Origin of the sequence: Cryobacterium roopkundense (assembly GCF_014200405.1) — a bacterium.
GTDB lineage: Bacteria > Actinomycetota > Actinomycetes > Actinomycetales > Microbacteriaceae > Cryobacterium > Cryobacterium roopkundense.
Window position 1 is genome coordinate 3,886,296 of the sequence record NZ_JACHBQ010000001.1, and the last position, 14,853, is coordinate 3,901,148.

At 65.1% G+C, this 14,853-nt stretch carries 13 protein-coding genes and 1 pseudogene; 9 read left to right on the forward strand and 5 right to left on the reverse strand.

Translation table 11 applies throughout. The features are described from left to right. Window position 1: 1 nt before the first annotated feature. The 3 genes from trxB to BJ997_RS18050 all read right to left on the reverse strand — a co-directional run bounded on the left by trxB (window position 2) and on the right by BJ997_RS18050 (window position 5,021). Window positions 2–976, reverse strand: a complete 975-nt coding sequence (gene trxB / locus BJ997_RS18040) for a thioredoxin-disulfide reductase (protein WP_035835230.1) — start codon at window positions 974–976, stop codon at window positions 2–4. 156 nt (window positions 977–1,132) lie between these two features. After that, on the reverse strand, window positions 1,133–2,764 hold the full coding sequence (murJ, locus tag BJ997_RS18045; RefSeq protein ID WP_035835231.1) for a murein biosynthesis integral membrane protein MurJ: 1,632 nt from the start codon (window positions 2,762–2,764) through the stop codon (window positions 1,133–1,135). Next, a complete protein-coding gene (locus tag BJ997_RS18050) occupies window positions 2,757–5,021 on the reverse strand; it encodes a DUF6049 family protein (protein ID WP_183323648.1) in 2,265 nt (754 codons plus the stop codon). The genes murJ and BJ997_RS18050 overlap by 8 nt, the downstream gene beginning before the upstream one ends. A gap of 92 nt (window positions 5,022–5,113) precedes the next feature. Here BJ997_RS18050 and BJ997_RS18055 point away from each other — a divergent pair, with 92 nt between their 5' ends. From BJ997_RS18055 to BJ997_RS18095, 9 genes and pseudogenes are all read left to right on the forward strand, one after another. Beyond that, window positions 5,114–6,547 (forward strand): CCA tRNA nucleotidyltransferase, encoded by a 1,434-nt coding sequence (locus tag BJ997_RS18055; protein ID WP_035835234.1) that lies wholly within the window; start codon window positions 5,114–5,116, stop codon window positions 6,545–6,547. Between the two features lie 279 nt (window positions 6,548–6,826). Beyond that, window positions 6,827–7,195: pseudogene (rpsF, locus tag BJ997_RS21990) on the forward strand (30S ribosomal protein S6); the annotation flags it as partial. Between the two features lie 282 nt (window positions 7,196–7,477). Continuing rightward, window positions 7,478–7,990, forward strand: coding sequence for a single-stranded DNA-binding protein (locus BJ997_RS18065; RefSeq protein ID WP_035835235.1), 513 nt, complete (start codon window positions 7,478–7,480; stop codon window positions 7,988–7,990). Window positions 7,991–8,055: 65 nt separating this feature from the next. After that, a complete protein-coding gene (rpsR, locus tag BJ997_RS18070; protein ID WP_035835236.1) occupies window positions 8,056–8,319 on the forward strand; it encodes a 30S ribosomal protein S18 in 264 nt (87 codons plus the stop codon). An 11-nt stretch (window positions 8,320–8,330) separates the two neighbouring features. Continuing rightward, on the forward strand, window positions 8,331–8,780 hold the full coding sequence (gene rplI / locus BJ997_RS18075; RefSeq protein ID WP_035835237.1) for a 50S ribosomal protein L9: 450 nt from the start codon (window positions 8,331–8,333) through the stop codon (window positions 8,778–8,780). 413 nt (window positions 8,781–9,193) lie between these two features. Beyond that, a complete protein-coding gene (gene dnaB, locus BJ997_RS18080) occupies window positions 9,194–10,567 on the forward strand; it encodes a replicative DNA helicase (RefSeq protein ID WP_035835238.1) in 1,374 nt (457 codons plus the stop codon). A 145-nt stretch (window positions 10,568–10,712) separates the two neighbouring features. Next, window positions 10,713–11,852, forward strand: a complete 1,140-nt coding sequence (locus BJ997_RS18085) for a Re/Si-specific NAD(P)(+) transhydrogenase subunit alpha (protein WP_035835239.1) — start codon at window positions 10,713–10,715, stop codon at window positions 11,850–11,852. 100 nt (window positions 11,853–11,952) lie between these two features. Beyond that, a complete protein-coding gene (locus BJ997_RS18090; protein WP_152602067.1) occupies window positions 11,953–12,582 on the forward strand; it encodes an HdeD family acid-resistance protein in 630 nt (209 codons plus the stop codon). After that, window positions 12,579–12,830, forward strand: a complete 252-nt coding sequence (locus BJ997_RS18095; RefSeq protein ID WP_035835240.1) for a hypothetical protein — start codon at window positions 12,579–12,581, stop codon at window positions 12,828–12,830. Before BJ997_RS18090 ends, BJ997_RS18095 begins: the two co-directional genes overlap by 4 nt. Window positions 12,831–12,929: 99 nt before the next feature. Here BJ997_RS18095 and purB read toward each other — a convergent pair whose 3' ends face one another. Beyond that, a complete protein-coding gene (gene purB / locus BJ997_RS18100) occupies window positions 12,930–14,312 on the reverse strand; it encodes an adenylosuccinate lyase (RefSeq protein WP_035835241.1) in 1,383 nt (460 codons plus the stop codon). Beyond that, complete coding sequence (locus BJ997_RS18105) at window positions 14,309–14,836, reverse strand: low molecular weight protein-tyrosine-phosphatase (RefSeq protein ID WP_035835242.1); 528 nt, start codon at window positions 14,834–14,836, stop codon at window positions 14,309–14,311. The genes purB and BJ997_RS18105 overlap by 4 nt, the downstream gene beginning before the upstream one ends. Window positions 14,837–14,853 lie beyond the last annotated feature (17 nt).

A 14,853-nucleotide genomic window follows, 5' to 3' on the forward strand; every position in this document is an offset into this window, starting at 1 on the left:
CTTATTTGGTAACTGGTGCGAGTTCGGGTTCGCTGGCCGAGGCCAGCAGGTCTTCGGGGAGGGTACTGAGGTAGTGCTCAGCATCCAGCGCTGCGGCACATCCGGAACCGGCAGCCGTGATGGCTTGGCGGTAGTTGGAGTCGATGACGTCACCAGCGGCGAAGACACCGGTCTGGCTGGTCTTGGACGACCGGCCGGCCACCGCGATGGTGCCCTCCGGGGTGAGGTCGAGCTGGCCGTGCACGAGGTGTGTGCGCGGGTCGTTGCCGATGGCGATGAAGACACCCCCCACGGGGAGCGCGGTTTCGGTGCCCGTGACGGTGTCCCGCAGCTGGAGTCCATCAACGGCCTCGGCACCTGCAATACCGACGACTTCGGAGTTCCAGACAAATTCGATCTTGTCGTTCGCGAACGCGCGGTCCTGCATGATCTTCGATGCCCGCAGCTCGCTCTTACGGTGGATCACGTATACCTTCTCGGCGAAACGCGTGAGGAAGGTGGCTTCTTCCATGGCGGAGTCTCCGCCGCCGATCACGGCGATCGTCTTGCCCTTGAAAAAGAAACCGTCGCAGGTTGCACACCACGACACGCCGCGGCCGGAGAGGCGCTCCTCGTCGGGCAGTCCGAGCTTGCGGTAAGCCGATCCGGTGGCGAAGATCACCGAGAGGGCTTCGTGCGTCTCGCCGTTCCCCAGGGTAACGGTCTTGATGGCGCCGGTGAGGTCGAGGGTCTCGACGTCGTCGTACACGACCTCTGTGCCGAATCTTTCGGCCTGTTCCTGCATCTTGGTCATCAGGTCGGGGCCCTGAACGCCCTCGGGGAAGCCCGGGAAGTTCTCGACATCGGTCGTGTTCATCAACTCGCCGCCAGCCTCGACCGAGCTCGCAATGAGCAGCGGCTTCAGGTTGGCGCGGGCGGCGTAGATGGCGGCCGTGTAACCGGCCGGACCTGAACCGATGATGATGATCTGGCGCACGCGCACTCCTAGCAATCGGGGGAATAATTCGAGCAAAGGCGGTCTTTTTCGACCACTGACCGGTACAACACATCCTAATCGGCTCGTATTCCGATGCCCGGGCTACCGCCCGGCTGCACAGCGCGCACACAGGCGGCAGCGCACCCAGTACCTCCCCTACCTGCCCAACCGGCGGAAGCGGCGCTGCAGGGGCGTGAGGAACGCGCTGAGCTCCGCGCTACGCATGACAAGCAGCATGCCGAAGTACGCGGCAGCCATGACGATGCCGACGAGGGCCATTGTGAGGATGGCGGTCACGCGGCTGGAGAGCGCAAAACCGTCTTCCGTCGTGCCGCCGAGCAACACAACAAGGACCAGACCAAGCAGAACAGGCACGATTGCCGCCACGAAATACTTCACGAGGCTGCGCAAAATGCGGCGGGCGTCAATTCCACCGAGGCGCCGGCGCAGCAGGATGGCGGCGAGAGCGGCCTGCAGCGTGCCAGACACCGTGATGACAGCGGCGATTCCCACCGCAATCCAGTCGGTGGGGAGGAAGGCGCAGCCCAGAACGCCGATCACCAGGATAACCACCTGGAAGAGCGTGAAGAAGAAGGGCGTTCGGGTGTCCCCGAGTGAGTAGAACGTGCGCTGGAGAACGAAGAGGATACAGAAGGGAACCAGTCCGAGGATGAAGGCGATGATGACGTTCCCGACCCCCTGCACCTGATCGAACGGGCGCACGAACACGGCCGCGAAAGGGTACGCGCAGATTGCGATCACGGCGCTGGCCAGCACGATCAATAGGGCAGTGCCGCGGATGGCGCTGGAGGCATCCGCCTTGACGAGCGCCCATTTACTCAGCGCGGCGTGCTCGCTCATGCGGGTGAAATAGGCCGTGGCGACGGAGACTGTGATGACCGAGTGCGGCAGCATAAAGATCAGCCACGCAGTGGTGAGCACCGCAACGGATGCCTCGCCGTGCGCGCGCGTGACGACCTGCGTTTCGATGATGCCCGCGATCGTGGTGAGGATGAGCATGCCGAAGGTCCAGCTGGCCATTTTGCCGGCCGCGCCGAGGCCGACACCGCGAAAGTGAAAGTCGGGTCGGTAGCTCAGGCCGATGCGGCGCCAGAAGTAAAACAGAACGAGGGCCTGGGCAACCACGCCGAGCGTCGCGCTGCCGGCGAGAACGGCGACCATCGCCCCGGAGATCTCTGCGGCCGTGCGATCGCCATTGGGGTCTGCACCGAAAAATGCTGCGAAAAAGAGCAGACCGGCGATGGCGACGACGTTGTTGAGAACCGGAACCCAGGTAAACGGCCCGAATGATTTGCGGGCGTTGAGCACCTCGCCTAGCAGAGTATAGAGCCCGTAGAAGAACATCTGCGGCAGGCACCAGTACGCGAAAGCCACCGCGAGGGCCTTCTGGTCGTCGGGCAGGTTCAGCCCGATGAAGCCGGTGATGACGGGGGCGAGCAGGGTCGCGACGACGGTCGTGACGGCCAGTACCATAAGCGCGAGCGTGAGCAGCTTGTTGATATAGGCCGTACCGCCATCGGTGTGCAGACTGGCACGCACGATCTGGGGCACAAGCACCGCAGTGAGGATGCCGCCGGCCACGATCACATAGATCGTGTTGGGCAGCTGGTTGGCGATCGCGAAGGCGTCGGCCGTGGCGCCGAACTGGCCGATGATTCCCGCGAGCACGATGAGCTTCACGAACCCGAGGATTCGGGAGACGATCGTGCCGGACGCGAGGAACGCGCTGGCGCGCCCGATGCCGCCCGTCGTTGTCGTGTCAGTCATTCGCGCCGGCGGCGGGGAGGGGCGCCGCGATGGCGAGGGCGTCGGGTTGTGGGCTCACGCTCGGCTCCTTGCCGTTTCGGCGCTCCGTGCGCTCCTTGCGGCGGCGAATAATGTTGCGCCAGATGCCGAACCCGAAAAACAGGAAAGCAACGGATGCCACGACCCACGCCCCGATTCCCTCCCAGTCCGCGTGCACATTGACGGCAATCACAGCTGGTTGTCCCACGACGACACCGGTCGGCGAGAACATGGTCACCCGCAGGGCGACCTCGCCATTTCCCACGGCGGCGGTGACGGGAACTGTGATGGTCTGGGCCGAGTTGGCGTCGATTGTGGCCTCGATGTCGCTTTCCACGAGCAGGCGACCGTTGGACGGCACGACCTGTACCCGAACCGTGACCGGTTGGCTCAGCTCGTTGCGCAGCGTGATCGGAAAGTCGACCTTGTCGGCCGCAACGTTGATGGGTCCCCGTGTGGTCACCGTCACCGCATTCAGCACGGTGCCGGACAGCGCCAGGCTCGCGGTGACCTGTTCGGCCCACAGTTCCGGCTGCTCGCTCCACGAGGTGGACAGCAGGGCGAGAACATCGAGCCGGTGCGGAGCGGTGAGAAACAGGGGGTCGCTGATCGAGGCCGAGAATGCTGTGAGTTCGGCCTCGCGCTGCAGGAGCTGGCGGACCAGGGTCACGTCGGTGTCGGGCTGGGCCCGTGACCGGAACTCGACAGTGGTCGCCACCGGTGCGGCGAGGGCCTGCGTGAGGGTCGCGGGAATCTCCCAAGGCACGCCGGCCAAGGCATCCAGGGTCTGTGCGACCCTGGTGGCCGATTGCGGAGTGCTGCGGTCGAAGGCGGCCAGGAGGGTACGGGGTTCACGCGGGTCCTCCGCCGAAACGATCGCCAGCAGGGACCGCGCCTCGGCAACGTTCGCGCGCCACGCGGCATCCGTGGTGGCCACTGCCGCCCGGTTGATGGCGTCCCCGAGCGCGTCGTCGATCACGAGGGCGCGTCCGTCGGAGTACGTCAGAAGGCTGTTCGGGGTGACAGTGTCACTCTGTCGAACGTTGTCGCCCGAGAGGATCGTGGTCGTGAGGCCGCTCGCGGCGAAGACCGACAGGTCGGCGCGAGCGACGTTCCCTGACCGAGGCCAGCCAATGTCCGTGGAGGTGTACGGCCAGGCAAGAAGCTCGGCCGTGGTCGGCACTGTGCCGTCGAAGGGCGCAGGGGTGGCGGATGCCTCGGGTTCCGTGGCTGGGGCTTCCGTGGCCGTCGGGGCATCCGTTTCGGTTTCGACGTTCGGGGGCGTCGCGAACGCCGCGGGATCGATGAGGTGATCGAACGAGATCGGTGCAAGCAGGGTCGTGGCCCCGGCCTGCGACTCCAACGAGGAATCGGCATCTGCATACCCGAGAGGGAATATATCGTTGCCGGCCGCCGCGAGACGGTCGAGCCACTCAACGGCGCTCGGGGGAGCCGTGTTTCCGAGCACCCGGATCGAGGCGATGATCATGGGATCTATCGCAATCGTCGCCGGGCGGTCGATCACAGAGTCCAGTTGCAGCGAGAGCAACCCTGAGGGGGCCGTAAACGCTTGCAGTTCATCGGAGGAGATCACGCCCGACGACTTCTCCGGCACAGTGATGGGCAGCACGGTGGCGAGGTTGACCGGCGTCAGATCCTCATCGAGGTCCCATACGAACGTTCCGCGCCCCTCTGCCGTCACTCCGTCGGTTGCCAGAGTCGCGGCGATACCGCGGGCACCCCAAGCATTGCGAGCGGTGAGTCCCACGTCGTCGGCCGGCACGGTCAGGGGAAGTGTGAGGGTGTCACCCGCATCGATTGCTGAGGGTGTCGGGGTGCTGAAGAGAACATCGCCGCTGTTTGAGTCTCTGTCCGGCCGCAGCCACTCATCGAGCGCGGGCCGCGTGGTGAGGGCGCGCTGGGCCAGGGCGATGTCGATAGTGCCGACAGGCACGGTCTCGTCTGTGCCGTTCTCGATTGTGACGGTGAGGGCCAGGTCTTCATCGGGGCGGAGGGAGGCTGATGTCGTGGGGGTGACCGTGACCGTGACCTCGTCGGTCGCCGTGGCTGTGGCGACGGGCATCGCTGTGGCGGCAAAGGCTGGCGTGCCGAGAAGGCTGACGACGGCTGCCGCGGCAACGAAGGCCGCGAGTCGCCAACGCCGGGCCGGCCGGCGCGGCAAACTACTCCGGTTCGCCGTGGGCGCGGGCCGGCGCGCAGGTTCAAACTCGGCCATCATGTATCGGATTCTACGGCGTGCGCCCCGGGAGTGGCCTGCGCCCACGCAGTCCGGCGGTTCGTTCGCACGGTCTCACCCGATAATATGGAGCAATGCAGAGTGTCGCGGCAGCCCTCGAGCGCCTGGGCGATCTGGCTGCGTCCCCCACAATTTCCCGTCTAGCGAACGCATTTGCGGGCGCAGGACATGAGCTCGCCTTGGTTGGCGGTCCGGTGCGTGACGCGTTCCTCGGCCGTGCCACCCATGATCTCGATTTTACGACCGATGCGACGCCAGACCAGATAATGAGGCTGGTCAAGCCGATTTCCGACGCCCAGTGGGACATCGGTCGGGCCTTCGGCACTATTGGCGCCTTGATGGACGGCGAGACCGTGGAGATCACCACCTACCGCGCTGACAGCTACGACGGCACCACCCGCAAGCCCGACGTGGTTTTCGGCACAAACCTCGAAGACGACCTCATGCGCCGTGACTTCACCGTGAACTCGTTGGCGCTGCGGCTGCCCGAGGTTGCACTGGTGGATCCTTCCGGCGGTATCGACGACCTGCTCGCCGGTGTTCTTCGCACGCCCGCTGCCCCGGAGGTGTCTTTCGGGGACGATCCGCTGCGCATGCTGCGGGCGGCGCGGTTCACTGCCCAACTGGGCTTCGTGCTCGACTCCGAGACAGAGTCGGCCATGCAAGCGATGTGCGAGAGCATCCGCATCATCTCAGCCGAGCGTGTCGGGGACGAGATCTCCAAGCTCCTACTCGCCGACAACCCGCGCGCCGGCATCGAGGTGCTCATGCAGTCGGGGCTCGCCCACATCGTGCTGCCCGAGGTTCCGGGCTTGCAACTCGAGGTCGACGAGCACCATCACCATAAGGACGTCTACCAACACACTCTCACTGTGCTCGAGCAGGCGATCGGGTACGAGAAAAGCCGGGGCCACCTTGATCCCGCCGGCGACCTCGTCGTTCGCCTCGCCGCCCTGCTGCACGACATCGGCAAGCCAGCCACCCGCAAGCTCGAGCCCGGCGGAATCGTCAGTTTCTACCACCATGACGTGGTCGGCTCCAAGCTGGCCAAAAAGCGGCTCCGGGCCCTGCGCTTCGACAACGACACCATCACGGCCGTGGCGCGCCTCGTGGAACTGCACCTGCGCTTCTTCGGGTACACCGAAGGCGCCTGGACCGACTCCGCGGTGCGCCGCTACGTTCGCGACGCCGGTGAGCAGCTCGAGCGGCTGCACATTCTCACCCGCGCCGACGTCACCACACGCAATCGCCGCAAGGCCGACCGCCTGGGCTTCGCCTACGACGACCTCGAGGCCCGCATCGCCGATCTCGCTGAGCGTGAAGAGATGGACGCCGTGCGCCCCGACCTCGACGGTGCCCAGATCATGGCCATCCTCGATCTGAAACCGGGCCCGGAGGTCGGCGAGGCTTATCGTTACCTGCTCGAACAGCGCCTCGACGACGGACCCATCGGCGCGCCTGAAGCCACCCGCCGCCTGCAGGCCTGGTGGGCGGCCCGCTCGCAGTAGTCAGTCGTCCGCTCGCCGACTCTTCCTCCACAGGCCGCACCAGACGGATGCTTCGCACGGCTTCTCCCGTGGCCGCGCGAGCGCCGGCGAACGGTGAAACACTCGCTGTGATGGTCCCGGCGCGGAGGGCAGGCCATCGATGTGGTGAAATGAGGCGGCATCCGGTAGTCTGGGCAGGTTGTCTGTGCGCCGGATTCCCGGCCTCCACGTTTAACACATGCACAACCCTCCTGCTGTAGAAATTCTGCAGCCGTTTAGTCCGAAGGAGGTGGGTTAGTCATGCATCAGTACGAACTTATGGTAATCCTCGATCCCGAGATCGATGAGCGCACCGTAGCTCCCAGCCTTGACAAGTTCCTCAACGTTGTTCGCAACGATGGTGGAACCATTGACAAGGTTGATGTTTGGGGTCGTCGTCGTCTCGCTTACGAGATCAACAAGAAGACCGAAGGCATCTACGCCGTCGTTGACTTCACCGCGAACCCCTCTGCAACGGTCGAGCTCGACCGCCAGCTGAGCCTGTCCGAGGCAGTCATGCGCACCAAGGTGCTCCGCGCCGAAGAGGGCATCGCCCAGGTTGTCGTGGCCGGCAAGCTTGCCGCCGAGAAGGCCGCCCGCAAGGCAGCCAACCCGAAGGTCATCGCTGCCAAGGCTGAGGCCGCTGTTGCAGCTGCCGCCGCCAAGGTTGCAGCCGCTGCGAAGCCGGTTGTCGTCGAGGCTCCCGTCGCCAAGGCTCCGGCCGCCAAGGTCGAGGCTCCTGCCGCGACCGACGCTGCTGCAGCCAAGGCCGAGGCCGCTGCCACGAAGACGGCAGCTAACGTTGCCGCTAACGTTGCCGCACTCGCCGCCAAGATTGCTGCCGCTGCGAAGCCTGCCAAGGTCACCGAGGCTCCGGCCGAGGCGTCCGACAAGGCAAGCGACAAGTAGCCCATGGCCGGCGAGACCGTAATCACCGTGGTGGGCAACCTCACCAGCGATCCGGAGCTGCGTTACACGCAGAACGGACTGGCGGTTGCCAACTTCACCATCGCCTCCACTCCGCGCAATTTCGATCGCGCAGCTAACGAGTGGAAAGATGGCGACGCGCTGTTCCTGCGCGCGAGCGTTTGGCGTGAATTCGCCGAGCACGTGGCCGGTTCATTGACCAAGGGCTCGCGTGTCATCGCCTCCGGGCGTCTCAAACAGCGTTCGTATGAGACCAAGGAAGGTGAAAAGCGCACGAGCATGGAGCTCGAGATCGACGAAATTGGTCCTTCGCTGCGCTACGCCACTGCCTCTCTCACCCGTGCGCAGTCATCAGGTCCTCGCAGCGGCGCTCCCGCTACGCAGGGCCGGGACGAGCCCTGGGCTCCGACCGCTCCCGCTGCATCCGGCACACCTGCCGCATCCGGTGGAGATGTCTGGAGCAGCCCGGGTAACTTCAGTGACGAGACACCCTTCTAAGTCGAACCTGGGGCCCGCACGGCCCGTGAGTTCGGCTACATAACTCGTAAGAAAGTAAGGAAATCATGGCTGGAAAGTCTAGCGGCGACCGCCGCAAGCCGCTCCGCGGTGCTAAGGGTGGCAAAAACGCCGCTCCCGCGAAGTCGATCCGGGTTGGTGTCATCGATTACAAGGATGTCCCCACCCTTCGTAAGTTCATCTCCGAGCGTGGAAAGATTCGCGCGCGTCGCATCACCGGCGTATCCGTCCAGGAACAGCGCCTCATCGCGCGTGCCGTCAAGAACGCCCGCGAAATGGCTTTGCTGCCCTACGCCGGCTCAGGCCGGTAGGGAGCCCACACATGTCGAAATTGATTCTGACGCATGAGGTCTCCGGCCTCGGTGCACCCGGCGACGTCGTAGACGTCAAGAACGGTTTTGCTCGTAACTACCTCGTTCCCAAGGGCTTCGCTGTTGCGTGGACCCGCGGTGGCGAAAAGCAGATCGAGCAGATCAAGGCAGCCCGCGCAGCGCGCGAGCACGCCACCCTCGAAGAGGCTCAGGCTCTCAAGGTTGCCCTTGAAGCCACCAAGGTCTCGCTGGTCGTCAAGGCTGGCGCGGGCGGGCGTCTCTTCGGTTCCGTCAAGACCACGGATGTTGCTAACGCAGTCGCAGCCGCCGGCCTCGGTGCCGTCGACAAGCGCAAGATCGAGCTGTCCGCGATCAAGCTGACCGGCGAGCACAAGGCGACTGTTCGCCTCCGTGACGAGCTGAGTGCCACGATCACCCTTCTGGTGGTTGCAGCAAAGTAATTCGCTTCACCCGGTAGCGGAGCGCCCCTCAGGGGGTTCTCCGCTACCGGTGGTTAAGGCCCGCGATGCATACCCAATGGGCTTTTCTATGCACAGGTGAGCACCCATATCACTAACATTCAAGCCATGGTTGAAGCTACTTTTCCCACAGGCTTGTGGATAGATTAAAAGCCTGATCAAAAGCGATTAAATTTAAATTCTTCCGGTCTTATCCACAGGCGAGTGCACAGGTTGTGCACACGCAACGCGGCGTTTCGCGCAGATTACTCACAAGGTTATCCACAGGCTCGTTTGGCTGATGTGGAGAGCGGTTTTAGTGTGGGCGAGCGCCGAACTTTGACGTTGCTGGTGCGTCGGGGGCCGCTGTCGGTGGGTTCTGATACACCTGAAACACGTGAAGAAAGAGGTGCCGAGTGTCGATCGCTCAGCTTGGCCTGGCCAAACCCAACACTGCGGAGCCGCGACAGACGGAACGCATGCTGCCGCATGACCTTCTCGCGGAGCAGAGCGCCCTCGGCGGAATGATGTTGAGCAAGGACGCCGTGGCCGACGTCGTCGAGACGGTTCGCGGCGGGGACTTCTACGTTCCCAAGCACGAGATCATCTTCGACGCCATCCTGTCGCTGTATGCGCAGGGCGAGCCGACAGACGTCATCACGGTCACTGACGAGCTCACGAAGCTGGGCGAGCTCACCCGCGCCGGCGGGGCTGACTACCTTCACACACTCACGAGCCTCGTGCCCACCGCCGCCAACGCGGGGTTCTACTCCACGATCGTGGCTGAACGGGCACTGCTGCGTCGCCTCGTTGAGGCAGGCACTCGTATCGCGCAGATGGGCTACTCGGGTGAGGGCGAGGTCCTCGACCTCGTGAACACCGCCCAGGCCGAGATCTACGCCGTTACGGGCGGCACCCAGACCGAGGACTACGTTCCCCTCACCGACGCCGTGACGGCGGCCATCGAGGAGATCGAGGCGGCCAAGCTCAAAGACGGTCAGATGAGCGGCGTGCCCACAGGGTTTGCCGACCTCGACGAGCTCACCAACGGATTCCACGGTGGGCAGCTCATCATCGTGGCCGCCCGACCCGCGCTCGGTAAGTCCACGCTCGCCCTCGACTTCGCCCGCTCTGCGTCGATTAAGCACGATATGCCCAGCATCTTCTTCTCCCTCGAAATGGGGCGAAGCGAAATTGCGATGCGCCTGCTCGCGGCGGAGGCATCCGTTCCCCTGCAGAGCATGCGCAAGGGCATGGTCGAGCCGCGTGACTGGACCACGATCGCGGCCACCCGCGGCCGCATCAACGACGCGCCGCTGTATATCGACGACAGCCCCAACATGACGCTCGTTGAGATTCGAGCCAAGTGCCGCCGGCTCAAGCAGCGGGTGGGCCTCAAGCTCGTCGTAATTGATTACCTGCAGCTGATGACGTCCGGAAAGAAGGTCGAGTCCCGGCAGCAGGAGGTGAGTGAGTTCTCGCGTGCGCTCAAGCTGCTTGCAAAGGAGCTGCAGGTGCCCGTGATCGCTTTGTCCCAGCTCAACCGTGGACCGGAGCAGCGCGCGGACAAGATGCCGGCCATCAGCGACCTTCGAGAGTCCGGTTCGCTCGAGCAGGACGCCGACATGGTCATCCTCTTGCACCGTGAGAGCGCCTACGAGAAAGACAATCCGCGCGCGGGCGAGGCCGACCTGATCGTGGCCAAGCACCGTAACGGACCCACCCGCACCGTGACCGTAGCCTTCCACGGGCACTACTCCCGCTTCGCCGACATGGTCGCGGGCGGGTAAGTCGGCGAGTGCTGTCGTCACATCCTGCCACCGGCGTTCGTTCCGGCTACGCTAGTGGGGTGAAGGCGGCAACCGAGACGTTTCCGCACCTGCATAATCGATGCGACCAAGACGCCACCCGCAGCGCATCGGGAGGGAGCCACGAGTGAGAGTTGTCATCGCACGGGAGCGCAGAGCGGGGGAGCGCCGCGTTGCGGCGACGCCCGAGACGGTGGCGCAACTCGTGGCCCTGGGGCTCGAGGTTCTGATTGAAACTGGAGCCGGCGTTGCGGCGGCACATGGTGACTCGGCGTACGCGGATGCCGGCGCCACCGTGGTCTCCCAGCTCGCGATCGGGGATCTCGACGTCTTCCTGCACGTTCGGCCACTCGCCCCGGGGCTCGCGTCCCGGTTGCCCCGCGGGGCCATCACGATCGGCCTCGCCTCGCCGTCCACCGAACTGCCCACGGTGGCGGCGCTTGCGACTGCAGGCGTCACCTCTTTCGCACTCGAACTCGTGCCGCGCTTGTCCCGTGCGCAGTCTGTGGATGCCCTGAGCTCCCAGTCGCTCGTGGCGGGGTATCGAGCGGTGCTTGAGGCCTTCATCCGGTTTCCGCGGTTCTTTCCGCTGTTCATGACTGCCGCCGGTACGATTCCGCCGGCCCGGGTGCTTGTGCTCGGGGCCGGGGTAGCCGGGCTGCAGGCCATCGGGACCGCGAAGCGGCTGGGAGCCCGGGTCTCCGCCTACGATGTACGCCCCGCATCGGCCGAGGAGGTCGCCTCGATGGGCGCCACCTTCGTGAAACTCGACCTCGAAGCGATCGAGGGTGCCGGAGGCTACGCGCGGGAGCTGAGCCAGGACCGGGCGGCACGCCAGCGCGAACTCCTCGCGCCGCACGTGGCGGCCGCCGACGTGCTGATCACGACCGCGGCCATCCCCGGCCGGCCGGCCCCGATCCTCGTGACTGCGGAGATGGTGTCAGGTATGCGGCCCGGCTCGATGGTGGTCGACCTGGCCGCGGAGTCCGGCGGCAATGTGGAGGGCGTCGTCGCCGGAAGCGACGTTCTCGTGCCGTCGACGGCGGGGGAAGGCGTCGTGACCCTCGTGGGCATGAAGGACGCGGCATCCGCTCTTCCCACGGATGCCTCGCGACTGTACGCGAAAAACGTCGCCAATTTTCTGGCCCTGATGACAACGGCCGGCGAGGTCAGGCCCGACTTCGACGATGAGATGATTGCCGGCGCGTGCCTTACTCACGACGGTCGCGTACGGCACGCTCCCACCGCCGAGTTGCTCGGCACCTGACGGAGCTCCTCGGCCAGCCGGACTCAGAAACGGGAGCGTCGTGCCGCGTAGACTGGGGGCGTCGTATCCTGCGTAGTGAATGAAGTGAAAGAGGTCAGGCGTGGCCAACGCCCAGTCAGCATCCGCCGGCGGTAAGAGGTTCACCGGCGAACGGTCGAGTGGCGAACGGTACTGGACGGTACCGATCGCCCGAGCGGCGATCGCCGTGGTCCCCGGGGCCGTCATCACCTTCAATCGCGACCACTCGGCGGCCTTCGGACTCCTCACATTCGGTGCCTTCGCACTTGCTTCCGGCCTGCTTCTGGCCGTGCTGAGCTCACTGACCCTCGCGGACGGGCGCGCGCGGCGCCTCTTCCTCATCCAGGGCGTCGTCGGAGTCGTGGCCGGGGCGCTCGCCCTGGCTTTCCATGCCGGCGGGCTGGGATTCTTCCTCTACCTCGTGAGCGTGTGGGGCGCCGTGACGGGGTTCCTTGAGCTGTACAGCGGGTCGCGCGTGCGCGGCCGGTTGCCGGTTGCCAAGGACTGGATGCTCGTGGGCGCCCTGACCGCCGTTCTGGCCCTGCTATTCCTGCTGCTTCCGCCGAACACCGTCGTAGCGGTAGGCCTACTCGGCGCCTATCTCGCCGTCTTCGCCATGTACCTCGTGATCGCGGGGCTTTCTCTCAAATGGGCGAAAATGGATGCTCCGGCATCCGCCGCCCCCGTCGCCAACGATTCGGACTCCCAGTGACCCAGAACACGCCGCACCAGCCCAGCCGGTCCGATCGACTCAAGCCCGCCGAACTAGTTGGAATCTCCGGGGCGATGGCGCTGTTCGTGGGAGTCACGATCCTGATCACCACCCGTGAGGTGGTGCTGTCGCTGATCGGCCTCGGCATCACGTTCATCGTGGCGCTTGTCGTGATCGCCATGCTCGTGCTCGGTATGAAGCCCAATGCCGCCGAAGAAACCGACATTGAAGAGCAGAACGGCCACTAGGCATCCGCTCTGTCCCCTCCCGGCCTACGCGAAAGCGGGCTGTGCGTCGCCTTGAGTGTCGAGGGACGAGCGCAGCCCGCTTTCGCGTGCAGCGTGGAGCTAGGCCAGGTAATCCACGAGGGGATCGGCCAGGCCCACGTAGGTGCTCGGCGTGAGTTCGAGCAGACGAGCCTTTGCGGCGTCGCCGATTTCGAGCGCGGATACGAAGGCCACGAGGTCGTCGCGGTTGATGCGCTTTCCGCGGGTGAGTTCCTTGAGCAGGGCGTACGGGTCGGCGATGCTCGAGCGCCCGGCAGAGACCTCGGCGCGAATCACGGTCTGGATCGCCTCGCCGAGGATCTCCCAGTTCGAGTCGAGGTCGCTCGCGAGCTGCGCGCGGTCGATGTCGATCTCGTCCATGCCGCGCAGCAAGTTGTCGAGCGCGAGCAAGGAGTGGCCGAATCCCACGCCGATGTTGCGCTGCGTGGTGGAGTCCGTGAGGTCCCGCTGCAGGCGTGAGGTGACGAGGGTCGCCGCGAGGGAATCGAGGATCGCGCTCGAGAGCTCGAGGTTGGCCTCGGCATTCTCGAAGCGGATCGGGTTGATCTTGTGCGGCATCGTTGAGGAACCGGTCGCTCCCACCTGCGGGATCTGCCGGAAGTAGCCGATCGAGATGTAGGTCCAGACATCCGTTGCGAGGTTGTGCAGCACGCGGTTGGAGTGAGAAATCTTGGAGTACAGCTCTGCCTGCCAGTCGTGCGACTCGATCTGCGTGGTGAGCGGGTTCCAGCCGAGGCCCAGGCCCTCCACGAACTCACGCGAGACGGCGGGCCAGTCGACAGACGGCTCGGCCACGACGTGCGCCGCGAACGTTCCCGTCGCGCCGCTGAACTTGCCGAGGTATTCGTTCGCCTCCACCTGCTTCAGGATGCGCTCGAGGCGGTACACGAACACGGCGAGTTCCTTGCCCATGGTGGTGGGCGTCGCCGGCTGACCGTGGGTGCGCGCGAGCATGGCATCGGTCCGGAATTCGAGGGCGCGCGAGCGCAGCGCCTCGATCACGAGACGGTACTTCGGCAGCCATACCTCGCGCACGGCCTGGCTCACGGTCAGAGCGTAGGAGAGGTTGTTGATGTCCTCGCTCGTGGCAGCGAAGTGCGTGAGCTCGGCGATGTGGTCGAGGCCGAGCGTGTTGAGGCGGCGGCGCACGAGGTACTCAACGGCCTTGACGTCGTGGCGCGTGGTGGCTTCGAGTACGGCGAGTTCGTCGATCTCGGCCTGGCCGAAGGTCGTCACGAGCGCGCGGAGCGACGCCTTCTGGGCGGTGTCGAGCGGAGCGGAGCCGAAGAGGCTGCGGTCGGTGAGCGTGATCAGCCACTCCACCTCGACCTGCACGCGGGCGCGGTTGAGCCCCGCTTCCGACAGGTACTCACCCAGCTCGGTTACGGCGGCGCGGTAACGGCCATCGAGTGGACTCAGGACCTGCGGGGGTAGTGGACTCATCGGTCTCCCTGTCGTATTGCCGGCGCAAGTTGCGTGAAAAGCGCCTGGTTTGCTCTCTCAATCATGCCTAATACCGAGGCAAAGAGCGCATCGTCGGAATAGTAGGGGTCTGGGACGTCGCTGAGAGGAGCCTGGTCCGGGTCGAAACTGAGCAGCAGACGCACCTTGTCGCGGTCTTTGTCGGTGGTGGCCCAGTTGCGCAGGATGCGGTCCTGGGTGCGGTCGAGCACGACGACAAGGTCAAGATCCGCGAACCAGGCAGGATCGAACTGGCGCGCCCTGTGGTGGCTGCCGTCGTAGCCGCGCGCGGCCAGCGCGGCGACCGCGCGTGTGTCGGCCTGCTCGCCCACATGCCAGTCGCCCGTGCCGGCGGAGCTCGTGGTGACGAGGCGCCCAAGACCAGACCGCGTGATCAGATCGCGCAGCACGAGCTCGGCCATCGGGGAGCGGCAGATGTTTCCCGTACATACGAAAATGATTCGAAAAGGCGTCGACTCATCGGGGCTGAGCGACGGGAAACTCATATTTACATTGTGGGGCA